The sequence below is a fragment of the Chitinophaga fulva genome, assembly GCF_012927205.1.
In the GTDB taxonomy this organism is placed as follows: domain Bacteria; phylum Bacteroidota; class Bacteroidia; order Chitinophagales; family Chitinophagaceae; genus Chitinophaga; species Chitinophaga fulva.
The window spans coordinates 1,810,022-1,835,147 of the sequence record NZ_JABBGC010000001.1 but is presented as its reverse complement, the minus strand read 5'-3'; the positions used below and the strand labels follow the sequence as shown (position 1 = coordinate 1,835,147).

Below are 25,126 nucleotides of genomic sequence, written 5' to 3'. Positions count from 1 at the left end.
TCCTTTTAAACATCGATTTCCGGCACCCGGTAGAAAAAGGTACTTCCGCCCTTGTCATTATTAACCGCCCCCGCGTCACCATTCATTTTATCAATAAAGTCACGGCATATAATCAACGCCAGGCCAGCACCCTTGCCAGTTCGCTTGTGAGCGTAACTTTCACTATCGTAGGTAAAAAGTCCCGGCAATACCACCGGATCTATGCCCGGCCCCTGGTCCCTGAAAAAAACTTCCACATACCCATTTTTACGTAGGGCCATTATCGTTATCATACCATTTTCCGGTGAAAACTTAATCGCATTATGCAGAAAATTACGATGTACAAACTGTAACATTTCAAAATCCCCCTGCACAGTCAATCCTGGCGGAATACGCAGCTCCAGGCGGATATTTTTTTCACGCAGCAGGTGTTGCACATTACGGGCAGCCACCTCCAGCATATCGGTCAGCACAAAGGAATGCGGCCGGTACACAAAACCTGATAATTGTGTCCGCATCCAGCTCAGGATTTCTTCAAAAACAGTCAGCGTGGCGGTGGCGGTTTGTTCCACTTCCATCACCATACCAGTAGCATCTTCGGGGGTAAGGATATCTTCATTAACAAAACCGGTGATATCGATAATGTTGTGTAATGGTGTTCTGAAATCGTGTGCTATTAAGGAGATGAGTTTGTTTTTGAAGTCATCATTTTTTTTCAGCACTTCATTGGCGGCGGCTATTTCGGTCTTCACGCGGGCAAGCCTCATAGAGCGCAGGCGGGAAGAGCGGTACGAGCGTATCAGGAACCAGGTGAGCACCATCAGCAACATGATAATGGCCACCACGAAAATGAACAAGTATTGCCAGTAGCGTTGCGCCAGCCTCGTTTTCTGCAGTGCTGTTTTTTGCAGGTCTGACTGCATCTTCAGGGAATCCAGTGTCTGGTCCTGTAGAGAATAGGCGATATAATCCATTTCCCCCTGTTGCATATCATCCTGCTGCTGTTGCATGATGTTCAGCGCAATGCGGCTATAACGGGCCGCCTGCAGGGTATCTTTCTGTTGTTGGAAATAGTGGTATAGTTGCGTCACCTGTGGCAGCAACAGGCCTACGTACCCGCCGGCAACACCATGGGTTACGGCATCCTGAAGAAAGACCAGTGAGTCCGGCTCGCCGAGCCGGCTTTTGTACTCCGACAGTTCCATCGAAGCACGCATGGCATAATATTCAAACCCATCTCTTATCGCCGTATCGAGCACCTGCCGTACCCGTTGTTTGGCGGCATCAAATCTTTCCGCCACATAGTCCTCATTGGCCAGCAGCAGCCGGATATAAAGCAGTTCCCGGATATCACGGTACTGCTCTGCCAGTATGATGGCTTCCTGCAATGCTTTGGTGGCAGCCGCACGGGCACTGCTATCCGTATAATTGATCGCGTAATAGTTACCCAATCCGAGGGCGTGCAACGAATCTTCTTTCAGTTCACGGGTAAGTTTCAGTGACTGGGCCACGTAATCATTGGCAGATGCCTGTTTACCGGTAAAATAGTGATAGATGCCGATGTTCATCAGCACCTGTGATACATTGACCGAATCGCCGGCTTTGCGGCTTTCTTCGAGGGCATCGTTATAAAACAGGTAAGAGAGGTAACGGTGGGGACGGAGTGTATAGTAATTACCCAGATTACGCAGCGCCCGGGCCTTCCCGGCGTGATAACCGATGCGGACAGCCATATCCCTCGCAATGGACGCATAACGCCCACAGCTGTCCAGCTGGCAGGCCTGATACACCGCCGCCAGTCTGTTCAGGGCATCTACGTAAGTTACGCTGTCGCCTATATGCGGCAGTTGTGATTTAAGCCTGCCGATCTCTTTATGCTGCCCATGCAGCAATGTCGGGAAAACAAACAACAACCAGCACATATGCAACAGCATATATCGTCTGAGGATCATCATAATTCAACCGGAAAAGTAAAAATAATACAGCGAACCGGGCATCATCCGTGGCTGTTCATTTTGTTCATTTTCATCCGGCACTGATTATATCTCAAACACCAGTCCTTTACGCATCAGTGCTTCATACCGTGCGGGGTCAAAACGATAGAGGTGCGCACCCTTTTTGGAAGAGGTTTTATCTTTTTCCTCCAGCTTCTCCATCACGTCCAATGATAATATTTTCTTACGGAAGTTACGCTTATCAAGTGTTTTCTGGTATATCTCTTCGTATAGGCTTCTGAGCTGTGACAATGTGAACTTCTCCGGCAGCAGTTCAAATCCGATAGGATGGAAATGAGCGTTGTTACGCAGTTGCACCAGCGCGTCGTTGATCATGCGGTTATGGTCAAATATCAACGCAGGGATTTCATGCAGCTCCAGCCAGTGGGCGCCATGTTCCTGTGCCAGTGGCCGGTCATGGTCTTTGATGCGGATAAGCGCATAATAAGCTACAGATATTACCCGGGCGCCGGTATCACGCGTTACTTCACCATAACAATGCAGCTGGTCCATATAAATGTTTTCCAGGCCGGTAGTGTGTTTGAGCACCTGTGCCGCAGCATCGTCGGTACTCTCTTCCGCCTGTACAAAACCACCCACCAGCGACCATTCACCCTCCATGGGAGCCACTTTTCGCTTCATCACCAATAACTTCAGCTTGCCTTCGTCAAAACCAAAGATGATACAATCTACTGCCACCAGGTGTTTCGGGGCTTGGGCATAAAAAGAAGCAGCATTCATAAAACGGAATTTTTCCTGCGTATAGGAGGTAAAAATAATATAAATCGCCTACTTTTTAGGCTTAAAACGGTGGTAGTCTGTAGCAGGAATACGGTTAACGCCCAACTGACGCAACATATGTACCAGCTGTCCGCGATGAAAAGTGCTGTGGTTGCAGGTATCGATCACGGCATCCTGTACCGGCAACTTTACTTGTTCGCCTTTACGGGGCGTAAACGCGATGGTATGGTTCAATCTCGCTTCGGTAGCCTGTTTCACCCACTCCTGCAACTGAAGTGACTGCCGCAGCCAGGCCTGGCAGGCCTCCGCAAAAGTACCGCTAAAAGCCGCCGTAGGGTCCACCGGCTGCTCCGTCAGCTGTAACCGCTGGTACCAGATACTCTCCCGGTACCACAAATGACAGACCGTGTTAAACAGAGAAGAGAAACTACCTCCAAGGTCTTGCATGACCTGCTCTGCATTCAGTTTCAACATGACTGCCACCAGCTGCTGATTAGCCCAGTGGTTATATGATGCCAACCGCACCAGGATTTCTTTCATGGACAAAAGGTTATTTTTTCAAATCCTAATGATTCGTCAACAAATTACAATATTGTTTGTCAATTTACTTGCGATCTTTGCCATCCCTAACCTGAAATATGATGGATATGTTCACTTACCTCTGTCGCTGTGTGTGCTGGAACATCCCGAAGATCGACGACTACAAACGTTTTACCAACGCCCCTATTGCCAAAGGCAATACCATTTTCCCACTGGAAACGGCCCCGGAAAGAATGCCCCTGCCCACTGTTTCCTGGAAATTCAGGGGCCAGCCGAAACAAGGCCAGCTCCCAGATCTGCTGGACCAGACCGGCACTACTGCCTGCATCGTGCTGCAGCATGGCCAGGTCCGCTATGAGCAGTATTTCAACGGCTATCAGCGGGCATCCGTCAACACCTCCTTTTCTGTGGCCAAATCCATGACTTCCACGCTCGTCGGCATCGCTATTGCCGAAGGGGCCATTCATTCCGTACACGACCCGGTGGCCCGCTACCTGCCGGCTTTCGATCAACAAGGGCTTCGTCAGATCACCATCTCCCACCTCCTGCAGATGTGCTCCGGGCTGGATTACCGCGAAGGCGTGTTTCCATGGACAGACGATGCCCGTGTGTATTACGGCCTCCGGTTGCGCGATCAGGCCCTGAAAGCCAGGCTGATAGAGGAACCCGGCACGGTGTATCACTACAACAACTACAACCTGCTGCTGCTGGGCATGGTCCTCGAAAAAACGACAGGACACTCCGTACCCGCCTATTTCAGCGAAAAAATCTGGCAGCCCATGGGCGCCGAAGCCAGCGCCTCCTGGAGTATGGACAGCCGCCACTCCGGCTTCGCCAAAATGGAAAGTGGCTTCAATGCACTCGCCATCGATTTTGCCAGGTTCGGACAGTTATGCCTGCAAAACGGTCAACTGAATGGCCGCTCCATTATTCCGGCCGACTGGATGCTGGAGTCTACCAGCAGGCCCGTACATACCGCCGATACCAAAACATACCTGTCACGCATGATGCCACCCCTCTGCAAATGGGCTGGCAGCCCGCATGGCTACTACAAGTACCTTTGGTGGGGATACCAAACAGATCCTCATAATTTTGATTATTTTGCATTAGGCGTAAAAGGTCAGCTGATTTACATCTCTCCCCGGAAACAGGCCGTCATTGTGCGTTTTGGTAAAAAATGGGGACAGGTGGACTGGTGGCCCGAAGTGCTGAAACAAATAGCCGACTCACTCACATAAATAAACACCATATGGCAGATATAACGTTAAGGATTGCACGAAAAGAAGATTGTCCCCGGTTGATGGAACTTATCCGCGAGCTGGCGGAATTTGAAAAAGCACCACAGGAAGTAACCGTTAGCCTCTCCCATTTTGAAGACGCCGGCTTTGGCGCCAGCCCGGTATGGAAAGCTTTTGTAGCGACTGCATCTGATGCTGATGGTAAAGAACTGATTGTAGGTTTTGCCCTGTTTTACATCCGCTACTCTACCTGGAAAGGTTGCCGTTTGTACATGGAAGACCTGGTGGTGACAGAAGAATGGCGCGGCAAAGGCATTGGCAAACTGCTGCTGGACCGCATCATTGAAGAAGCGAAGGAAAGACAATACAGTGGCATTCTCTGGCAGGTACTGGAATGGAACGAACCAGCCATCAACTTCTATAAAAAGTACGCCGCCAAATTTGATCCGGAGTGGGTGAATGTAAGTATCGAGTTATCATAAACTTCCCGTTTATAATATTCTCATCCGGTATGTCATCAATCATCGTTAATATTGATGACATACTTTTTTTATCATGATTTTTCTTCACGATTTCAGAGACCTCCGGGGAGAATCCACCGAAACCCTCAGCCATACGTTCAACGAAGCATTCAGCGATTATATCGTGCCGATGCATCTCACCCCATCTATTCTTGAACAAAAGATGAAAGCTGAAAACCTCCGCCGGGAGTGGTCTATCGGCGCTTTCAACGGAAACGACCTTGGCGCATTTATCCTGCACGGAATAAACGATGATACGCATCCTACTGTACTATACAACGGAGGCACCGGTGTAACGCCCGCCTATCGTGGCCAGCACCTGATACAAAAAATGTATCAGCAATTTATTCCACGTTATAAAGAGGCAGGTATCCGGAAAATAATCCTGGAAGTAATCAGTTCCAATCTTCCTGCCATTAAAGCCTATACGAACAGTGGTTTTCACAAGCTGCGGATGTTCCACTGCCACAAAGGAACCGTAACCGTTCATACTCCCACGCCAGGCATTACCATTCAGGAAACAGACCAGCCGGAATGGGCCGTATTAAACACCTTCATGGACATGGCACCAGCCTGGAGCAACAGCGTATCCAGCATACAACGGGAATATCCGGCCACTGCTACCTTTGAAGCAATAGTGGACGGACAGACAGCGGGCTTTATCAGTGTACACAAAGAGAGCAGGCGTATCCGTAACATTGCCGTACATCCAGGCTTCCGCCGGCGCGGCATCGGCAGCGCGCTGCTGCAATATGTGTCCACTGCACTGAATGGGCCCATGAGCATTATCAACATTGATGAAAAAAATCCGGAGATCAGCGCTTTCCTCGAAAAGTCAGGACTCCCACATTATCTGTCCCAATATGAGATGGCCATAGAGATTTAGAGATGTTTTGATTTACGGATTTTGGAATATAAAAATGCAGCGGAGATCACGTAATACAATGTGATCCCCGCTGCATTTTAAATATCTAAATATCAAAATCAGAAAATCCGTAAATCTCCTAGCTGATACCGTTAACGGCTACTTCTTTAGCGATTTTCTGCACCAGTCCCTGTAACACTTTACCAGGACCTACTTCTGTAAATTCAGTTGCACCATCGGCTACCATGGCCAGTACAGACTGGCTCCATTTTACCGGGCCGGTGAGCTGGTCAATCAGGTTTTGTTTGATCTGAGCAGGTTCTGTTACCGCAGCGGCTACTACGTTCTGATAAACGGGGCAGCTGGGGGTATTGAACACTGCTTTTTCAATAGCAGCCTGCAATTCTTCGCGGGCTGATTCCATCAGCGGAGAGTGGAAAGCACCACCTACCGGGAGGATCATCGCTCTTTTAGCACCAGCAGCTTTTAATTCAGCACAGGCAGTCTCCACAGCTTTCAGCGTGCCGGAGATAACCAGTTGGCCTGGGCTGTTATAGTTGGCCGGTACCACCACTTCGTTGGTTTCAGCGGCTACTTTAGTGCAGATTTCTTCTACTTTGGCATCTTCCATACCGAGGATAACGGCCATGGTTGATGGTTGCTGCTCACACGCTTTCTGCATGGCATTCGCTCTGATGGCTACCAGGCGCAGGGCTTCTTCAAAAGACAGCACGCCGTTGGCAACCAGCGCAGAAAATTCTCCCAGGGAGTGACCGGCTACCATTTCCGGTTGTGAATGTTCGGTGGTCAGGAAAGCGATGACAGCATGCAGGAATACAGCAGGCTGTGTCACTTTTGTTTGTTTCAGGTCTTCCTCAGTGCCGGTGAACATTACATCGGAGATGCGGAATCCCAGGATTTCGTTGGCTTTCTCAAACAGTTCCTTTGCGTTAGCATTGGTGTCATACAGGTTTTTACCCATACCCGGAAATTGCGATGCCTGGCCGGGAAATACAAATGCATGCTTCATGGTTGCTTATATTGTAGTGTTTATATCAAATGAAAAATAATTCAAATATACAATCAATTAAAATTTAATAAAGAATTATTACGGGTGTTGCAAAGCTGCATCAAAAAAGGCTTAAAACAAAAAATGGTTTAACCAGTAACTGGTTAAACCATTTTTCATCTGTCTGTAGAGGGATTATCTACCAATTAGTTTCATGAACTCACTTCTGGTGGTACCATCCTGGAACTGGCCGCTGAAAGCGGAAGTGGTGGTGACGGAGTTTTGTTTGGATACACCACGCATCATCATACAAAGGTGCTGTGCTTCGATGACCACCGCTACACCTTGTGGCTGCAGCGTTTCCTGGATAGCGTCCAGGATTTGGTGCGTCATCCTTTCCTGCACCTGGAGCCGGCGGGCATATACGTCCACCACGCGGGCCAGTTTGCTCAGACCGGTGATATAGCCATTGGGAATGTAAGCCACATGCGCTTTGCCAAAGAAAGGCAGCATATGATGCTCGCACATGGAATACAGTTCTATATCTTTCACGATCACCATTTCACTATAAGCTTCCGTGAATTTAGCGCCGTTCAGAATTTCCCTTGCGTCCAGCTGATACCCCTGTGTCAGGAACTGCATAGCCTTGGCCATCCTTTCAGGGGTTTTCAGAAGCCCTTCCCTTTCGGCATCTTCACCGAGCAGTTCCAGGCATTCTTTATAGTTCTTTACAAGACCGGACGTGATCTTTTCATCGTAACTTTCAACCTTATTATACGCCATTCTTATATGATTTTATTCAAATTCCAAATGCTATCCCGCACCTGCCACTGCGCAAAGTCATACGATGAGGCGTGGGCAATATTATTTGCCGCCGTAATATTCTACGTATATACGGGGAGTTTCATACAGCTTGATGCAGTGCAGCTGTACTTCCGCAGGTAAATGCGGGGTCAACTGGTCCCAGATGGCAATAGCGAGATTTTCGGCAGAGGTAAACTTACCTGCCATAAAATCCACATCCAGATTGAGGTTCCGATGGTCTATCTTTTCGATGACAGCATCCCGGATAATCACACCCAAAGTCTTGGCATTGAACACAAAGCCGGTTTCCGGATCAGGGTTACCTTTGATGGTTACATGCAATTCGTAGTTATGACCATGCCAGTTAACATTGGCACATTTTCCGAATACTTCCTCGTTCTTTTCTGCGCTCCATGCCGGGTTAGACAACTTATGCGCTGCATTAAAGTTCTCTACTCGCGTTAAATAAATCATTATTGCAAAAAATTTTCGCAAAAATACCACTATTCTCTGAGTAGTCCCAAGTTTATCCTCATTCCTGTCAATTGTTTTACACTGCCAGCGATCATTTTTGCCGTACTTTTACCGCATGAAATTATTGGTTACCGCTGCGACCATACTGGAAGTCCAGCCTTTTCTACAATTCCTGGACCTTGAAAGCCAAAAAGTATCCACCCACCAATACCGCCTGGCCAACTGTGAGATTCAGGTACTGATCGCCGGTATCGGCATGATGCATTATGCATACAGCCTTGGCCGTTACCTCGCCACCAACCGCCCCGATATGGCCCTGCAGGCCGGTATCGCGGGCTCTTTCCGCCGCGAATGGGCCCTCGGCTCCGTCGTGATGGTAGACCGCGAATATCTTGCCGACCTCGGCGCGGAAGACCAGGATCAGTTTAAAGATTTATTTGATATACACCTCTGGCAACCCTCCCAGCCACCTTTCACCGGCAATGCACTCGTAAATACCTTCACCAGCCTGCCCTACCGGCCTGACCTGCCCAAAGCGACCAGCGTCAGCGTGAATATGGTCAGCGGCAGCACGCCCACCATCACCCGGCTGGAAAGTAAATATATGCCCGACGTGGAAAGCATGGAAGGCGCAGCATTCCACTACGCCTGCCTCTCGGAAAATATTCCCTTCCTGCAGGTCCGCAGTATCTCCAACTATGTGGAAATACGCGATAAAAGCAAATGGAATATCCCCCTGGCTGTCAAACAATTGAATGATGAACTGATTTCCATCGTCAAATCGTTGGCCAGCTTATCTTAACAAATAAAATTTTCTAAGTATATGCACTTATCATTAGGTTTCTCACCCTGCCCGAACGATACTTTTATCTTCGACGCCATGGTCAACAACAAGATCGATACGCAAGGACTGACATTTGATACGCAGCTGGAAGATGTGGAAACGCTCAACCGCTGGGCCCTGGAAGGAAAACTGCCTGTCACCAAGCTGAGTTTTGCCGTATACCTGAAAGTAAGGGATAAATATGACCTGCTCAACAGCGGTAGCGCCCTCGGCCGCGGCTGCGGACCACTGCTCATCGCTAAAAAAGATATCCCCCGCGAAGAAATCAAAAATCTGACTATAGCCATCCCCGGCGAAAACACCACGGCCAACCTCCTCTTTTCCATCGCTTTCCCGGAAGCGACCAACAAAAAGGTGATGCTATTTTCAGAGATCGAAAATGCTGTGCTCAACGGGGACGTAGACGCAGGCGTGATCATCCACGAAAACCGCTTTACCTACCAGCTCAAAGGCCTCGTGAAACTCATGGACATGGGCGAATACTGGGAATCTACCACCGGTAATCCCATTCCGCTGGGTGGTATCTTCATCCGTAAAGACATCCCTGCTGAAACACGCGCGCAGGTAGATGCGCTCATTCACCAAAGCCTGCAACACGCTTACAGTGAATATCCTCAGCTGTCTGACTATATCAAATCCCACGCGCAGGAAATGGACGAACAGGTAATGCGCCAGCATATTGACTTGTATGTCAACGACTTCAGCCTGGACCTCGGCCAGGAAGGCCACGCGGCCGTAGAGGCGCTGATGACCGCAGCAGAAAGCGTTGTGGCACGCAGGCATGCATAGACCACAGAAAAATATCGACATAAAAAAAGCGAAGATCACTACCATGATCTTCGCTTTTTTTATGTCGATAAAAGATTATCGCTTCAATGCCTTCCCATATACCTCCAGCGCACGTTTCCTGGCAACGTCGTGCTCCACCATTGGCAGGGGATAAGAAAGATCATCCAGCTCCGGTACCCACCGGCGGATATAATGCAGGTCTTTATCAAACTTCTGTGTTTGTAATGTGGGATTAAACACCCTGAAATAAGGCGCTGCATCACAGCCGCAGCCGGCCGCCCACTGCCAGTTTCCATTATTGGAGGCAAGGTCGTAATCCAGCAGTTTAGCAGCAAAATAAGCTTCTCCCCAGCGCCAGTCGATCAACAGATGTTTGGTCAGAAAACTGGCCGTGATCATCCTTACCCGGTTGTGCATAAAGCCGGTGGCATTCAGTTCACGCATCCCCGCATCCACAATGGGATAACCGGTCTGCCCCTGACACCAGCGCTCAAATTCCTTTTCATTGTTCCGCCACGGAATACGATCATATTCTTTTTTAAACGAAGCATGCTGCACTTCCGGGAAATGCCACAGTATCATCTGAAAAAATTCACGCCAGATCAATTCTTTCAAATACGTATCGTTATCATCCAGGGCTTTTTTCACCAGTTCCCGGATGCTGATCGTGCCAAAGCGTAAATGCACGCCTAAACGCGAAGTGCCTTGTATAGCGGGAATGTCACGGGTTTTATCATAATGACTGATAATTTTTTCCGGGATATCTGCGGCTGGAAAATCTGTTTTGATTGCTTTAAATCCCATCGTTTTCAGCGAGGGTATTTTCAGTGGCGACTGCCGGTACCAGTTGTCAGTATACTTCTCCACCGGATACGACTTGTAATAAAATGGCGTCAGCGTGGCCAGCCATCTTTTACTGTAAGGCGTAAATATCGTATATGGGTCACCGTTATCTTTCAGCACTTCATTCTTTTCAAAGATGACCTGGTCTTTATAGCTGTGAAAAGAAATTCCCTTCTCCTTCAACAGTCCGGCGATAGCAGCATCACGCTGACGGGCATACGGTTCATAGTCGTTATTGGTAAATACTTTATGGACCTCATACCGTGCAGTCCAGTGCGCAAAGGCCGCTTCCGGAGTTCCGTGGAACACGTCCAGCGTGGCGCCTGCAGCCATCAGTTGTTGTTGCAGCGCTTCAAGCGTTTGGTAAATAAACATCACGCGATGGTCTGCTTTCTCTTCCAGGTCATCCAGTATCTGTGTATCAAACACAAACACCGGGACCACCGGATGGTCATCTTTTAAAGCATGATATAAAGCGGCCTGGTCATTCAGCCGCAGATCACGGCGAAGCCAGCAAAGATTAACTGCAGGTTTCATACTAGACTTTGCCATCAAACAATACTTCGTGTAAAATAGCAGCAGTGGCGTTACCATAGCTGCTGTCGCGGAAGAGGCCCACCCAGCGTATACCTTGTATGGCATTCGTCAGGAATATTTCATCCGCGTTTTCCAGGTCCTCGATGGTGAGTGGTTTTTCTTCTATTTTAAAAGGCAGTTCTGATTGCAGCAAGTGTTTGCGCATTACACCACAAACACAACCTTCCGAAAGTGGCGGCGTGTAGATGGTTTTATGATGCACCATAAAAACATTGGCGATGGTACTGTCTGCCACCCGGCCATATTGATTGAGCAACAGCACTTCATTGAAACCGTGTTGTTTGCTATACATAGCACCCATCACATAGGGGAGACAGTTATTGGATTTAATGGAAGAAAATTTATCACTGGTCTTTCTGGCATCAGGGAAGATGTCCAGCAGGAGCCCGTTTTCATTCAGTTCCAATACGGAGTTGCTCAGTTCCCACGCCTGGATAAGATAAGAAGGAATATTATTGACTGGTTCGTATAATCCGCCATCAGCCCGGAATACGGAGAATCTCACCCGTGCCATGTGGGTCAGGTTATTTTTATGGCACAGGTCAGTTATCTGACGGAGAAAAAAAGCTTTGGTGAAATGGGAAGGGATATCAAAGTGCATCAGGTTCAGGCTGGCAAGCAGGCGCTCAAAATGTAAATCGCTCAATACTACTTCTCCTTGATGCACCCGCATGGTCTCAAAACAGCCGTCTCCATAACGGAAAGAGCGGTTGTCTGCCGTAAAAATCGGGTCACCGGAAGAATAAAACTTACCATTATAACAAAGGAAACCAACTTGCACCTCGAACTGTGTTTAGCAAGTTGTAAGTTACCCAATTATTTTGTCATTTCAGCAGCCTCTTTTCGGTTATTCGCCGCAACCATAGCGGCAATCCCCACACAAAAAAAACGTTAAAATTACGCAGGACGATCACGAAAAAAACGCCCATATATCCATGCAGTAACATAGACGTTTAATTAAATATATGAACACAAAAAAGCCCCGCCGGAAAACTATCGGGCGAGGCTACTCATTTTTATTCAATGATTTAAATCGTCACCACAGGAATATCTCCCTCCACAATCAATCTGCCGGCAGTTTTGGCTTTAATTTCCTCCACACTCACATCCGGAGCACGTTCCAGCAGGCGGAACCCGTCGGGTGTCACTTCCAGCACGGCGAGATCCGTCACAATTTTTTTAACACAGTTAACGCCAGTTAGCGGCAGTGTACAGGCAGACAACAATTTGCTTTCACCTTTGGGATTGGTGTGCATCATGGCCACAATAATATTTTTAGCAGAAGCTACCAGGTCCATAGCACCGCCCATGCCTTTCACCATTTTACCGGGTATTTTCCAGTTGGCGATATCCCCGTTGTCAGCTACTTCCATAGCGCCCAGCACGGTGAGGTCTACTTTGCCGGCGCGGATCATGCCGAAACTTTCCGCAGAATCGAAGAAACTACCGCCTGGCAGGAGCGTCACCGTTTCCTTGCCGGCATTGATCAGGTCCGGATCTATATCATCTGCAGACGGATACGGGCCCATGCCGAGCATACCGTTTTCAGACTGCAGCATAATAGAAATACCAGCAGGGATGTAATTGGCTACCAGCGTGGGAATACCGATACCCAGGTTGACATACATACCATCTTTTAATTCCTTTGCTATTCTTTTGGCGATACCAAATTTATCGAGAGGCATAACATACTGATTTTGGAGAGTGGAATAATAACGTGTAGTCGTAACCGTTACATCTGCACGGTCCGGCGTTCTATCCGTTTTTCATATTCGGTGCCTGCAAAGATGCGGTGCACATAGATACCTGGTACATGGATCTCGTCGGGGTCCAGTTCACCCGGCTGTACCAGTTCTTCTACCTCAGCGATGGTAATATTACCGGCTTTGGCCATAGAAGTACTGAAATTGCGGGTCGTTTTACGGAATACCAGATTGCCCATGGTATCACCTTTCCAGGCTTTCACGATAGCAAAATCGGCGTGCAGCGCCATCTCCATGAGATAGTTTTTGCCGTTGAATTCGCGGGTTTCTTTACCGGTGGCCACTTCGGTGCCATAACCGGCGGGGGTGAAGAAGGCGGGAATGCCCATACCGGCCATCTGTATACGGGTGGCGAGGGTACCCTGCGGGATGAGGTCCACTTCCAGCTCTCTGGCCAGCAGCTGCCTTTCAAATTCTGCGTTTTCGCCCACATAGGAAGACATCATCTTACGGATCTGACGGGTTTTCAACAACAGGCCCAATCCGAAATCATCGACGCCGGCATTGTTGGAAATACAGGTCAGTTCTTTGATGCCCTTTCTGACCAGCGCTGCGATACAGTTTTCCGGAATACCACACAAACCAAATCCCCCCAGCATTATCACCGCGCCATCCCGGATGTCCTTTATGGCTTCATCTGCATTTGCTACTACTTTGTTCATGTTTTGGTGTTTTATATTGATCTTATGGCTGTCGCTTGATAAAGGGGCGTACCGTATCGGAAGCGGGTAACAGGAAAGCTTTGTCTGCATTGGGGAAAAAGCTTTTCAAACGGAACCTGACGGGCGCATTTTCTTCCGCCGGATTGCCCAGTTTATTTTTTCTGATGGCGATATCAGCCTGCACTTTTTCAAACACGTCTTTCATCCGGTCAGGATGGCTTTCATACCAGTTATAGCTGGCCATAAAATCCTTTACGGACACGTGGTGCAGGTCCAGTATCTGTTTGTAGTAGATTTTTATTTTCTCCTGTCTCACAGAATCAGGCAGGGGCGTAGTCAGGGCGCTCACTTCGTTGCCATAGGCGTCTGCCAGGGTCATGTCCACGAGGATCTTGCTCATTTTATCCTTCTGGATATACTCCTTGGGGACATTGCCCGGATCACCACAAGCTGCCATCAATAATACTAATCCTGCTACGAGCGCTTTAAAACGGTTATTCATTCTTTTCTAAAAAATTGTTGTGCCCGGAGATGTTCACCGGCTGTTATTTCATCTGCTGATATTTCTGTGCATTGGGCACATCCATCTGGGCCAGTAATTCGGCGGCCCTCATTTTCTCCTGTGGCATGGCCTTGGAAAATATCTTCTGCAGTTCATCGGCTTTGGCGGAGTAGAATGTCTGCATCAACATGGAGTTGGGGATGTCCTGATGAATGGCATACAGCAGGTTGAGGCAGTTCATAATAGCCGCACGACCTCTGTTGACATCTTCATACATCACATCCAGCCCGTTGCGATGGTATTGGTACATCACATCATGGAAGTTGAGGAACTTGGCATTCAGGAGGTTATCCTGCAACCAGTAACGGTTACGGGTACCCTCAAAAGCTTTCCATCCGGAGATGTCTTTTCCGTCCGGCGCATTATTGACGATATTCAGCGCTTTTTTGAAATAGGCATCGCCACCGCGGGGAGAGAACGAATCATAGTCCAGCCCGAGGACGATATTCACATAGTATGCCATGATGGCTGTGAGATTGGAAGCCATAGGATCATTGCCTACTACGCGGTTATCGCTGAACTCCAGCTGTTGGAATTCCGCATATCGAAAGGCCACGTTGTTGTCCTGGGTATTCAGCAGGCTGGTCACATAGCTGCTGTTAAACACCGGGCGGGTAGCCTGTATGGTGAGGGAAGCCTTGTACATATTTTCTCCCGTCACCCCTGTTATATTCAGCAGGAAGTTACATTCAATCCTTTCTGCCGGGGTAAAGGCATCGTCTGTCCAGTGGCGGTTGTTCAGGAATTCCCTGAGGGCTGTTTGCAGTGTGGTAAACACTTTCCGGTCAACACCCTGGACCTGGTTGGCCACTACGGTCACATTGGCCCTGATCTCCTGCGCCTGCAGGCAGTTGGCCGTGAAAACGAGAATACCTGCCAGCAGCAGGGCGAAGGGGAAGCGGTTACGCATGTTGCAGTTCTATTATAGCAGAAACAATATCCCTGGCTACTTCCTGTTTGGATTTGAGGGGGATGTCACGTTCTTTTCCCCTGTTGTCAAACAGGGTCACTTTATTGGTATCGTAGTTGAATCCGGCGCCCGGATCGGCGAGGGAGTTCATCACGATCATATCCAGGTTTTTGTCGCGCAGTTTTTTCAGCGCGTATTCCCTTTCGTTGTTGGTTTCCAGGGAGAAGCCTACCAGCAGTTGCTGCGGCCCTTTATTGTTGCCCAGTGTCCGGAGGATATCATGTGTTTTTTCCAGGGCGATGCTGAATTTATCCTCTCCTTTTTTGATTTTTTTATCTGCCACCTGTGCCGGGCGGTAGTCAGCCACGGCGGCGGCGGCCACCACGATATCAGACAGCGGGTATACTGCGATCACGCTGCGGAACATATCATCAGCCGATTGTACCGGGATGATATCGATACCGCTGTGGTGGGTGGTCTGGTTAGTGGGGCCCAGCACCAGTTTCACCTGGGCGCCGGCGTCGGCGAGGGCTTCCGCGATGGCGATGCCCATTTTACCACTGGAGTGGTTGCTGATATATCTTACCGGGTCGATATGTTCGATAGTAGGGCCGGCAGTCACGACCGCTATTTTACCGTCGAGCGGTTTGCGGGCGCCGGCAGCCTGGCTGAAGTGGCGGCGCAGCAGGGCGACGATATTTTCCGGTTCAGCCATCCGTCCTTCGCCTACGAGGCCGCTGGCCAGTTCACCGGCAGCCACCGGTATCTGGGTATGGCCGTATTCGCGTAGTCGGGCCACATTGGCGCGGGTAGCCGGATGTTTCCACATGTCCTCGTCCATGGCAGGTGCATATAGTACCGGGCAGGTAGCGGACAGGTAGGTGGCCATCAGGAGGTTGTCGCACAGGCCGTTGGCCATTTTGGCGATGGTATTGGCAGAAGCGGGGGCTATCAACATAACATCTGCCCAGCGGCCGAGCATCACGTGGTTGTTCCAGCTGTTATGGTCGCTGATATGGAGTGGTACTTCATTTTTGGAGAGGGTGGCGAGGGTGAGCGGCGTGATGAAGTCAGCCGCCGCCGGTGTCATGACCACCTTTACGAGGGCCCCTTCCTTCACGAGCAGCCGGATGAGGGTAGCGGCTTTATAGGCAGCGATGCTGCCGGACACGCCCAACAGGATTTTCTTTCCTTGTAGTATTTTGATATCGTCCATAGATATAAAAAAAGCGGCAGATTTGAATCTGCCGCCATGAAATTAATATTTTTATTTTTCGCAATCACGCACCTCACAAAATAATGTGTGGCGGATTAGCTGAACAGGTCGTCGTCGTTCTTGCGGAAATAAATTTTATTGTCCAGGAATTCCTGAGTAGCCTGGATAGCAGGATTTGCCAGCCTTTCATAAAAGCGGGAAATCTCGATCTGCTCCTTGTTTTCGTGTACTTCTTCGAGGTTGTCAGTATGGCTGGCAAACTCTTCCAGCTTGGAATGGAGCTCCTCTTTCACGGAAATATTGATCTGATTGGCGCGTTTGGCTATCACGGCAATAGACTCATATAAATTACCGGTCCGGTTCTTAATATCGGTAGTATTTTTGGTTTCTACCCAGGGATTAAGACTACTGGTTAGACTTCTCTTTATTTTGCTCATTTTCCAGTGATTTAATATTGTTTTGCGCTAAGGTATAAAATTTTTCGGCATCCGCCTTCAATTTGCTGTTGGGATAGTGGTCTGCGAAGTCCATGTATTCACTGACAACTGTCTCATAGCGTTCCTTTTGTTTTTCCTCTATGCTGTTTTTAGCATAGTTATAGTAGGCGCGGATGGCCATTATCTTGTAGCTGTCGCTTTTGTCAGAGTCGGGGTAGTTGCGCATCAGGTTTTTGAAGGCGATACCGGCCGCTTTGTAAAAGCCCAGGTTATAATACAGTTCAGCGCTGTTGAACTCTTTGAGTTCCAGCTTCCTGCGGCAGAGTTCGATCACCAGATTGGCTTCCGGTACTTTTTCCGCCTGCGGGTAGTTATTGATGAAGGTTTGCATCTGGGCAATGGCCTTCATGGTGTTGGTTTGGTCCAGCGATACTTTGGGTGACTGCTTGTAATAGCAATACGCCTGCATATAGTCAATTTCCACCGCTCTGGGGCTGTTGGGGAATACGTCGAGGTAGTTTTTGAAATGGAAAGCCGCCTGAACATAGTCCTTCACGTAGTAGGAACAGTATGCGTAGTTATAATACAGGCCTTCAAATTTTTCAGTGCCTTTATACACCTGCAGGAGGTCCTGATACAGTGTTTGCGCCGTATTATATTTTTTCTTCGAGTACAATTTGTCAGCATACGCCAGCTTCTTCTCGAAGTTGTTGCTTTTTTCGATTCTTCTCAGCTCATTGTTACAGGAAGAAGCGACAACGATCAGCGCAAAGAGACTGCTATACAATAAAAATTTCCGCATAAAAGAGTGGCAAAATTAAGAATTAAATGTAAATGTAAGGCGAAGAGATTTTCATTGCTGTTAAAATTTTGCAAAAGAGACCGTCAAATCGCTGAATCAGGGCATTTTACCGAAGAAATGATTCCTTTTGCCGCTTACCTGCCGAAAATAAAAAACCGTTGGATATTGTCAAAAAAATATCAGCACCAAGGTATCGGATTATAATTTAATCCTATTTGTAAAAAACAATTCATTGCCATTGCTGAAAAAACAGCGCAGTTATTTTACCCCCTGCAATGCCAGTCCTATTGCGTTTTTCACAGGTTACGCACACGATATTAACATGTATTCACACATTATCCACACAATCCAGCGTCCCGCGCGTGAAAAAGGTGCATAAAGCCACTCCAAACCCTTTACAATGGCGAATATTCTCTTGTGGAAAAAATTTATAAAGTATTTTTTCGTTAAAAAGTGGGAAAAAGTGTTATTTTGTGTTAGAAAATGGTTTTTCAAGTACTTTGCCCCATGGTATGACAGGTTTTCTAGGCGAATATGAGGCTACGCTGGACGCAAAAGGACGTTTTCTGTTACCTGCCGGATTCAAAAAGCAGGTGTCAGAAGCCGCCGGGGGACAGTTTGTCATCAACAGAGGCTTTGAAAAATGTTTGTCATTGTATCCCATGAACGAGTGGCAACCCATTTTCGAACGTATCAGCAAGCTGAACGATTTTGACCCGAAAGTGCGGGAATTTAGGCGCTACTTCCTCAATGGGGCCACCATTCTGGAACTGGATAGCGCGGGAAGACTGCTGGTACCGAAAAACCTGCTGTCGTACGCAAACATGGAAAAAGACATTGTGCTGGCAGCAGCATCCAATAAAATCGAGATCTGGGATAAAGGTAAATACCAGGAGTTCTTTGAAAATTTCTCACCAGGGGCCTTCAGTGATCTGGCTCAACAGGTAATGGGAGGAGGAGACAACAACATTTCAATTTAAACTGGAGCAATATGGGCGAACAACAATATCACCTACCCGTTCTGCTGCAGGAGACAACGGAGCTGTTGCACATTAACCCCGAAGGGACTTATGTGGACGCAACGTTTGGAGGCGGAGGACATTCCCGGGCCATACTGGAGAAACTGGGCGAAAAAGGACGACTGATTGTATTTGATCAGGATGAGGATGCATACCATAACAGGATCATCGATGACCGTGTAACATTTGTACAACAAAATTTCCGGCACCTGCAACGTTTTCTGAAGCTACACAAAGCGGAACAGGTAGACGGCATATTGGCAGATCTGGGCGTGTCTTCACACCAGTTCGATACCGCCGAAAGAGGATTCAGCATCCGCTTTAACGGCGATCTGGACATGCGGATGGACACCCGGACTACCCTCACTGCGGCCCAGATTCTGGCTACCTGGGGCGAAGCCCGGTTACAACTCATGTTCCAGGAATACGGAGAAGTGACCAACGCCAAAACCCTGGCACAAACCATTGTACGGCAACGAAAAACACACCCCATGCGCACCATCACGGAATTTAAAGCCGTGATCCAGCCCATCGTAAAAGGCAATCCCCAGAAATACCTCGCACAGGTGTTTCAGGCATTAAGAATAGCTGTCAACGATGAACTGGGCGCCCTAAAAGATTTACTTACCCAGTCCGCCAATGTATTAAAACCAGGAGGAAGAATGGCCATCATCACCTTCCACTCACTGGAAGACAGGCTGGTAAAGAATTTTATGAAGACAGGCAGTTTCGAGGAAGCACCGGAAGATCCGTTTGGAAAGGAAACACCCCCTAAATTGTTCAGATTAATCACAAAAAAACCGGTGACCGCCAGCGATGCAGAACTAAAGCTCAACGGCAGATCGAGAAGCGCAAAACTGCGGGTGGCCGAAAAAACAGCATGATACCGCTTACACTGTATCATCCAGCTCCTATCCTATCCTATACACATTCTGTTGTGATTTGCTTTCAATTTTATATTGTCAATTTATTAAAAAGGCATAACGCGTGTTGCAGGAAGAAGTTATAGAAACAAACCAGGAAGAACCTACCGGTACCGAAAGTACTCCGGTGAAAGGACCGAAAAGGGAATGGAGGCTGCGTATCAACTACAAAGCGTTGGTACAAAACCTGCCTTTTATCGGTTTTCTCGCTGTTCTGGCACTGATCTATATCGCTAACAGCCACCTCGCTGAAAAAAAAATACGCCGCATTAATCAGCTTGGCAAAGAAATAAAAGAGCTTAAGTGGGAATACATCAACGTGAAGAGTGAGCTCATGTTTCGAAGCAAAATGAGTGAAGTCAGCAAATCTGTAGAGCAACTGGGCCTCAAACAACTCAGTTCCCCTCCACAGAAAATAGTGTTGAAAAAGGAAAACGAAAAATAACATTCAATACTGGTACCTGATGCTGCCCGCCTGAAACTATTACAGGACGGGGATGCTGGTAAAAACAAATGGCAAGCATCTCATATAAATAGCAGCCAGCGTCAGGTATCTTTTTATAGCTCTTGGCCTTTAGCTTTTAGCCTTAGTCGCTTTCCCGGCAACTAAAACCCTGGAAGTTATCCGCTAAAAAGCTTAAAGCTAAACAGCCGGAACGTGGACGTAAAAAAAGACATATTGTGGCGTGTGTATCTCTGCCTGATCGGCATGGCGCTCTTCGGTGTCGCCATCCTGGTCAAGGTCTTTTACATCCAAAACGTGAAAGGCAGCTACTGGCGCAATATGGCTGATAGTCTGCACACCGGCTACGTAGCCCTCGACGCGGAAAGAGGCACCATCTATTCGGAGGAAGGCAGAATGCTGTCTACCTCCATCCCGTATTTTGATATACGGATAGACTTCGCAGCCGACGGCCTGCGGGACAAAAAAGGGAAAGTGTTCCGGGAAAATCTCGACTCTCTTTCCCTCAGCCTCTCCCAGATGTTCGGCGACCGCAGCAAGGCAGGCTATGCACAAATGCTGCAGGAAGGTTACAAATCAAAGGACCGCTATTTTCTCCTGAAAAGAAACGTGCCCTTTAACCAGTACCAGCAAATGCGCGCCTTCCCGATGTTCCGGCTCGGCAAAAACAAAGGCGGCATGATCGCGGAAAGCAAAAGCAAACGCATCAACCCCTTTAAACTGCTGGCCAACAGAACAATCGGCCTGCCCCGCGAAAACTCGCAAAGCGTAGGCCTGGAAAGGACCTATAACGAATACCTGAAAGGGGTGACCGGTAAAAGGCTCATGCGCCGCATCGCCGGTGGTACATACGTCCCCGTGGAAGGATATGACATCGAACCGGAAAACGGCCGCGATGTGGTCACCACCCTCGACGTAAACATGCAGGACATCGTGGAAACAGCCCTCATGAACATGATGGTGCAAAATGAAGCAGTCCACGGTACCTGTATCCTGATGGAAGTAAAAACAGGAAAAATCAAAGCAATCGCCAATCTGGGCAGACAAACAGATGGCAGCTACTGGGAAGATATGAACTATGCACTGCAGGTAGGCGAACCAGGTTCCACTTTTAAACTGGCCACCGTCATCTCTGTGCTGGAAGATAAATACGCCACCATGAACACGATGGTCAACATGGACGGCGGACGCTGGCAGGTAGGGCGCAGAACGGTATTCGACTCCGAACCGCATCCCGGCCCCCAGAACGTGACCATCAAACACGCATTTGAGCTCAGCTCCAATGTGGCAATGGCTAAACTGGCCGTCCAACATTATGGCAGACAGCCCAACAAGTTCGTGGCAAACCTGAAAAAACTCAGGATGGACCAGAACACGGGCATCGACCTGGTGGGGGAAGGCCATCCGGTGGTTAAAACCACCAGCTCCAAAACATGGAGCAACACCTCACTACCCTGGATGGCTTTCGGGTATGAAGTGCTGGTAAGCCCGCTGCAAACATGTATGCTGTACAATGCAGTGGCCAACAACGGTAAAATGATGAAACCCTACCTCGTCAATTCTATACAGGAATATGGCCAGGTAGTTAAACAGTTTGAGCCTACCGTACTGCTGGACAGCATCTGCACCAACAGTACCCTGAAGCAGGTACAGTCCATGCTCGAAGGAGTGGCAATAGACGGCACCGCCAGAAAACTGGCCAACCCCTATTACAGCTTCGCAGCTAAAACCGGTACCGCCCTGGTGGCGAACGGCAACCGCGGTTATGCCGATAAGATCTACCAATCCTCATTTGCAGGGTACTTCCCCGCTAATGACCCACAGTATACCTGTGTAGTGGTGATCAGAAATAAACCGCACGCCCTGCGCTTTTATGGCGCTAACGTGGCAGGACCTGTGTTCCGCGAGGTGGCTGATAAACTCTATGCCATCGCTGTGGAAAAACAGAAACCAATGCAGGCAAACGTACAACTGGACACCCTCCTGGCCCTGAAAAACGGAAAAGGCGGTGAATGGAAACAGATACTTAAAACCCTGCAAATGCCCATCAACGGCACCATCGCCAACAACAGCTGGGTAAGCCCCAGCGTGAGCAACCGGAAGGTCAGCTTCCAGCAGCTCAGCCAGGCGAAAGGCGCCGTGCCCAATGTTACGGGAATGGGACTCAAAGATGCGCTGTACCTGCTCGAAAACGCAGGACTGCGCGTTGTCGTAAAAGGCGCCGGTAAAGTGAAAACACAATCACTCCCCGGTGGCACCAAAATAGGAAACGAACAAACGATCGTAATAGAACTGAGCTAGATGAAGACGCTGCGCGACATATTATACAATGTAGGCATCAGGGCCGTACACGGAAATACAGACATCTCCGTGAACGCCCCTGCTATTGATTCCAGGTCCGTAGGGCCCGGCGATGCCTTCATTGCCGTGAAAGGAGTACACACCGATGGCCATCAATACATTGATAAAGCCATCGCACAGGGAGCAGCCGCCATTATCTGTGAAACCATGCCGGAGGTACTGCTGGACACTGTCACCTATGTACAGGTGGACAACAGCGCCCAGGCAAGCGGTGTCATAGCAGGCAACTTCTATGATAACCCTTCCCACAAACTGCAGCTGGTAGGCGTTACCGGTACCAACGGAAAAACAACCATCGCCACCATCCTGTTCCGTTTGTTCTCTCAGCTGGGCTATCACTGCGGATTACTGTCCACCGTGCAAAATCAGATAGGCGATACCGTGATACCGTCTACCCACACCACTCCGGACCCCATCAACCTCAATGCGCTGCTGGCCCGGATGGTAGAAGAAGGATGTTTGTACGCCTTCATGGAAGTAAGCTCCCACGCTATCCATCAACAACGGGTAGCCGGACTGAAATTCGCCGGAGGCATCTTCAGTAATATCACCCACGACCACCTGGATTATCACAAAACATTTGATGAATACATCCGGGTCAAAAAATCGTTCTTTGACAACCTGCCGGCTACGGCTTTTGCCCTCACCAACCTCGATGATAAAAGAGGCATGGTGATGCTGCAAAACACCAAAGCCCGCAAAGCCACTTATAGTCTGCGTACACTGGCTGATTTCAAAGGAAAAATCCTGGAAAACAACCTCACCGGACTGATCATGCAAGTGGGCGACACGGAAGTGCACTTCCGCCTGATCGGTGAGTTTAACGCCTACAACCTGCTGGCAGTATACGGTGCAGCTATATTGCTGGGACAGGACAAAGCCACGGTGCTGCGCGCCCTTAGTAATATCCAGGGTGCGGAAGGCCGCTTCGAGTATATCGTGTCTGCACACGACCAGATCATCGCTATTGTGGACTACGCCCATACGCCCGATGCCCTGAAAAACGTACTGGCCACCATCAAAAACCTGCGCAAAGGACATGAACAGGTGATCACAGTGGTAGGCTGCGGCGGCGACCGCGATACGGCCAAAAGGCCTGTCATGGCTGCAGTGGCAACGGACGGCAGCGACCGGGTGATCTTCACTTCTGATAATCCCCGCTCCGAAGATCCGGAGGCGATTATCCGCGAAATGGAAGCAGGCGTACCGGTACACCTGAAAAAACGGGTGATCTCCATTACCGATCGCAGGGAAGCTATTAAAACAGCAGTGACCCTCGCCGGAAAAGAAGACATCATCCTCGTGGCCGGAAAAGGACACGAGAAATACCAGGAAATCAAAGGGGTGAAACATCCCTTCGATGATAAACAAGTGCTGGAAGAAGTAATGAGGCTGCTCGACAAATAATTTTAACGGAACGAAACTAATACTTAATAACTCAATGACTTAAAAGCCACCCATCCGAATGAGGCGGAGGGGGAGGCTCCGACTAAAACATATGTTATATTATTTTTTAAATTACCTGAAAACAGAATTTAAGATCAGCATCATGGGTGGTGGTATGTTCCAATTTATCACCTTCCGGGTAACGATGGCCCTGTTGCTGTCGCTGGTCATCTCCCTGTTATTGGGTAAACGTATCATCAGATTCCTGCAGCGTAAACAAATCGGTGAAACGATCCGTGAGCTGGGCCTTCAGGGTGAAAACACCAAGAAGGGCACTCCTACTATGGGCGGCCTCATCATCCTCGCGGCCATCATCATCCCCACCCTCCTGTTTGCACAGGTAGCCAATGTGTATATCTGGCTGGTACTGCTTTGTACTGTATGGTTAGGCCTCATCGGTTTCGTGGACGACTATATCAAAGTATTCAAAAAGAACAAAGAAGGGCTGGCAGGCCGCTTCAAAATACTCGGACAAATAGGACTGGGCCTCATCGTAGGCACCACCCTGTATTTTAATAACGATGTGGTGGTATCCCGTGAGCTGATGGGCACACAGAAACTGGCGCCCTATGAAAGACGCCTCAGCAATCACCCTGAAAGAGTGACCCGCGACGGTCAACGGTTTGCGGATGTGAAAACACCCATCACCACCATCCCGTTCGTTAAGAACCACGAATTCAACTACGCCAAGCTGATTTCCTGGATCCCCGGCGCAGAAAAATACACGTTCATCGTCTATATCCTGATCGTCATCTTTATCATCACCGCCGTATCCAACGGCGCAAACATAACGGACGGATTAGACGGGCTAGCCACGGGGGTGTCGGGTATCATAGGAATATGTCTCGGCATTTTTGCTTATGTATCAGGCAACATTCAGTTTGCGGAGTACCTCAATATCATGTACATCCCCAACCTGGGTGAACTGTCCATCTTCATCGCTGCCTTTGTAGGCGCATGTGTGGGCTTCCTCTGGTACAACGCTTACCCCGCGCAGGTATTCATGGGCGATACCGGCAGCCTGGCACTGGGTGGTATCATTGCGGCACTGGCATTTATTGTGCGGAAAGAGCTGCTGATCCCCATCTTCTGTGGTGTATTCCTCGTAGAGCTCCTGTCAGTGATGCTGCAGGTGTCTTACTTCAAATACACCAAGAAAAAATACGGTGAAGGCCGGCGTATCCTGAAAATGTCGCCCCTCCACCACCACTATCAGAAACTCGGCTATCACGAAAGTAAAATATCCGTACGCTTCTGGATCATCACCATCATGTGCGTGGTATTTACGATCGCGACACTGAAAATGAGATAATTAAAACATAAA

The 25,126-nt window shown here is 48.8% G+C and carries 26 protein-coding genes; 11 read left to right on the top strand and 15 right to left on the bottom strand.

Features of this window, described 5'->3' with window-relative positions:
* Positions 1-5: 5 nt before the first annotated feature.
* From HHL17_RS07725 to HHL17_RS07715, 3 genes are all read right to left on the bottom strand, one after another.
* Positions 6-1,934 carry an ATP-binding protein gene (locus tag HHL17_RS07725; protein ID WP_169224165.1) on the bottom strand — a complete coding sequence of 643 codons (1,929 nt, stop codon included), beginning with the start codon at positions 1,932-1,934 and terminating at the stop codon, positions 6-8.
* Between the two features lie 84 nt (positions 1,935-2,018).
* A complete protein-coding gene (locus tag HHL17_RS07720) occupies positions 2,019-2,714 on the bottom strand; it encodes an NUDIX hydrolase (protein WP_169224164.1) in 696 nt (231 codons plus the stop codon).
* 48 nt (positions 2,715-2,762) lie between these two features.
* Positions 2,763-3,254: a DinB family protein gene (locus HHL17_RS07715; protein WP_169224163.1), complete on the bottom strand. Its 492-nt coding sequence runs from the start codon at positions 3,252-3,254 to the stop codon at positions 2,763-2,765.
* 98 nt (positions 3,255-3,352) lie between these two features.
* Here HHL17_RS07715 and HHL17_RS07710 point away from each other — a divergent pair, with 98 nt between their 5' ends.
* From HHL17_RS07710 to HHL17_RS07700, 3 genes are all read left to right on the top strand, one after another.
* The gene (locus tag HHL17_RS07710) at positions 3,353-4,492 is read left to right on the top strand and encodes a serine hydrolase domain-containing protein (protein ID WP_169224162.1); all 1,140 of its coding nucleotides are present in this window, start codon (positions 3,353-3,355) and stop codon (positions 4,490-4,492) included.
* Between the two features lie 11 nt (positions 4,493-4,503).
* Positions 4,504-4,974, top strand: a complete 471-nt coding sequence (locus HHL17_RS07705) for a GNAT family N-acetyltransferase (RefSeq protein WP_169224161.1) — start codon at positions 4,504-4,506, stop codon at positions 4,972-4,974.
* Positions 4,975-5,047: 73 nt separating this feature from the next.
* On the top strand, positions 5,048-5,899 hold the full coding sequence (locus HHL17_RS07700) for a GNAT family N-acetyltransferase (RefSeq protein WP_169224160.1): 852 nt from the start codon (positions 5,048-5,050) through the stop codon (positions 5,897-5,899).
* 118 nt (positions 5,900-6,017) lie between these two features.
* Here HHL17_RS07700 and fabD read toward each other — a convergent pair whose 3' ends face one another.
* The 3 genes from fabD to HHL17_RS07685 form a co-directional block, all read right to left on the bottom strand.
* Positions 6,018-6,908, bottom strand: coding sequence for an ACP S-malonyltransferase (fabD, locus tag HHL17_RS07695; RefSeq protein ID WP_169224159.1), 891 nt, complete (start codon positions 6,906-6,908; stop codon positions 6,018-6,020).
* Between the two features lie 174 nt (positions 6,909-7,082).
* Complete coding sequence (folE, locus tag HHL17_RS07690) at positions 7,083-7,670, bottom strand: GTP cyclohydrolase I FolE (RefSeq protein WP_168870018.1); 588 nt, start codon at positions 7,668-7,670, stop codon at positions 7,083-7,085.
* 81 nt (positions 7,671-7,751) lie between these two features.
* Complete coding sequence (locus tag HHL17_RS07685; protein ID WP_169224158.1) at positions 7,752-8,165, bottom strand: 6-pyruvoyl trahydropterin synthase family protein; 414 nt, start codon at positions 8,163-8,165, stop codon at positions 7,752-7,754.
* Between the two features lie 115 nt (positions 8,166-8,280).
* Between HHL17_RS07685 and mqnB the strand changes: the two genes are divergently transcribed.
* A complete protein-coding gene (gene mqnB, locus HHL17_RS07680; RefSeq protein WP_169224157.1) occupies positions 8,281-8,967 on the top strand; it encodes a futalosine hydrolase in 687 nt (228 codons plus the stop codon).
* A gap of 21 nt (positions 8,968-8,988) precedes the next feature.
* Positions 8,989-9,798, top strand: coding sequence for a 1,4-dihydroxy-6-naphthoate synthase (locus HHL17_RS07675; RefSeq protein ID WP_169224156.1), 810 nt, complete (start codon positions 8,989-8,991; stop codon positions 9,796-9,798).
* A 75-nt stretch (positions 9,799-9,873) separates the two neighbouring features.
* On the opposite strand, the gene HHL17_RS07670 is transcribed toward HHL17_RS07675, so the two are convergent.
* The 9 genes from HHL17_RS07670 to HHL17_RS07630 form a co-directional block, all read right to left on the bottom strand.
* On the bottom strand, positions 9,874-11,178 hold the full coding sequence (locus HHL17_RS07670) for a cryptochrome/photolyase family protein (protein WP_169224155.1): 1,305 nt from the start codon (positions 11,176-11,178) through the stop codon (positions 9,874-9,876).
* Position 11,179: 1 nt separating this feature from the next.
* Positions 11,180-12,019, bottom strand: a complete 840-nt coding sequence (locus HHL17_RS07665; RefSeq protein WP_169224154.1) for an aminotransferase class IV — start codon at positions 12,017-12,019, stop codon at positions 11,180-11,182.
* Positions 12,020-12,266: 247 nt separating this feature from the next.
* Positions 12,267-12,923, bottom strand: coding sequence for a 3-oxoacid CoA-transferase subunit B (locus HHL17_RS07660; protein ID WP_169224153.1), 657 nt, complete (start codon positions 12,921-12,923; stop codon positions 12,267-12,269).
* Positions 12,924-12,970: 47 nt separating this feature from the next.
* A complete protein-coding gene (locus HHL17_RS07655; RefSeq protein WP_169224152.1) occupies positions 12,971-13,663 on the bottom strand; it encodes a CoA transferase subunit A in 693 nt (230 codons plus the stop codon).
* A gap of 22 nt (positions 13,664-13,685) precedes the next feature.
* Positions 13,686-14,165, bottom strand: a complete 480-nt coding sequence (locus HHL17_RS07650; RefSeq protein ID WP_169224151.1) for a DUF4296 domain-containing protein — start codon at positions 14,163-14,165, stop codon at positions 13,686-13,688.
* A 43-nt stretch (positions 14,166-14,208) separates the two neighbouring features.
* Entirely contained in the window at positions 14,209-15,135 is a 927-nt protein-coding gene (gene porD, locus HHL17_RS07645; protein ID WP_169224150.1) for a type IX secretion system protein PorD, read from the bottom strand.
* Positions 15,128-16,351, bottom strand: a complete 1,224-nt coding sequence (gene coaBC / locus HHL17_RS07640) for a bifunctional phosphopantothenoylcysteine decarboxylase/phosphopantothenate--cysteine ligase CoaBC (RefSeq protein WP_206155934.1) — start codon at positions 16,349-16,351, stop codon at positions 15,128-15,130. The genes porD and coaBC overlap by 8 nt, the downstream gene beginning before the upstream one ends.
* Before the next feature lie 95 nt (positions 16,352-16,446).
* Complete coding sequence (locus HHL17_RS07635) at positions 16,447-16,788, bottom strand: DNA-directed RNA polymerase subunit omega (RefSeq protein ID WP_078668842.1); 342 nt, start codon at positions 16,786-16,788, stop codon at positions 16,447-16,449.
* Positions 16,757-17,590 (bottom strand): outer membrane protein assembly factor BamD, encoded by an 834-nt coding sequence (locus HHL17_RS07630; RefSeq protein ID WP_169224149.1) that lies wholly within the window; start codon positions 17,588-17,590, stop codon positions 16,757-16,759. Before HHL17_RS07630 ends, HHL17_RS07635 begins: the two co-directional genes overlap by 32 nt.
* A gap of 512 nt (positions 17,591-18,102) precedes the next feature.
* On the opposite strand from HHL17_RS07630, the gene mraZ reads away from it, so the two are divergent.
* The 6 genes from mraZ (at position 18,103) to mraY (ending at position 25,114) form a co-directional block, all read left to right on the top strand.
* Complete coding sequence (gene mraZ / locus HHL17_RS07625) at positions 18,103-18,570, top strand: division/cell wall cluster transcriptional repressor MraZ (RefSeq protein WP_169224148.1); 468 nt, start codon at positions 18,103-18,105, stop codon at positions 18,568-18,570.
* A gap of 11 nt (positions 18,571-18,581) precedes the next feature.
* On the top strand, positions 18,582-19,493 hold the full coding sequence (gene rsmH / locus HHL17_RS07620) for a 16S rRNA (cytosine(1402)-N(4))-methyltransferase RsmH (protein ID WP_169224147.1): 912 nt from the start codon (positions 18,582-18,584) through the stop codon (positions 19,491-19,493).
* Between the two features lie 103 nt (positions 19,494-19,596).
* Positions 19,597-19,977, top strand: coding sequence for an FtsL-like putative cell division protein (locus HHL17_RS07615; protein WP_317166529.1), 381 nt, complete (start codon positions 19,597-19,599; stop codon positions 19,975-19,977).
* A gap of 213 nt (positions 19,978-20,190) precedes the next feature.
* Positions 20,191-22,296 carry a penicillin-binding protein gene (locus HHL17_RS07610; RefSeq protein ID WP_169224146.1) on the top strand — a complete coding sequence of 702 codons (2,106 nt, stop codon included), beginning with the start codon at positions 20,191-20,193 and terminating at the stop codon, positions 22,294-22,296.
* The gene (locus HHL17_RS07605; protein ID WP_169224145.1) at positions 22,297-23,763 is read left to right on the top strand and encodes a UDP-N-acetylmuramoyl-L-alanyl-D-glutamate--2,6-diaminopimelate ligase; all 1,467 of its coding nucleotides are present in this window, start codon (positions 22,297-22,299) and stop codon (positions 23,761-23,763) included.
* Between the two features lie 91 nt (positions 23,764-23,854).
* Positions 23,855-25,114 (top strand): phospho-N-acetylmuramoyl-pentapeptide-transferase, encoded by a 1,260-nt coding sequence (mraY, locus tag HHL17_RS07600; RefSeq protein ID WP_169224144.1) that lies wholly within the window; start codon positions 23,855-23,857, stop codon positions 25,112-25,114.
* Positions 25,115-25,126: the final 12 nt, after the last annotated feature.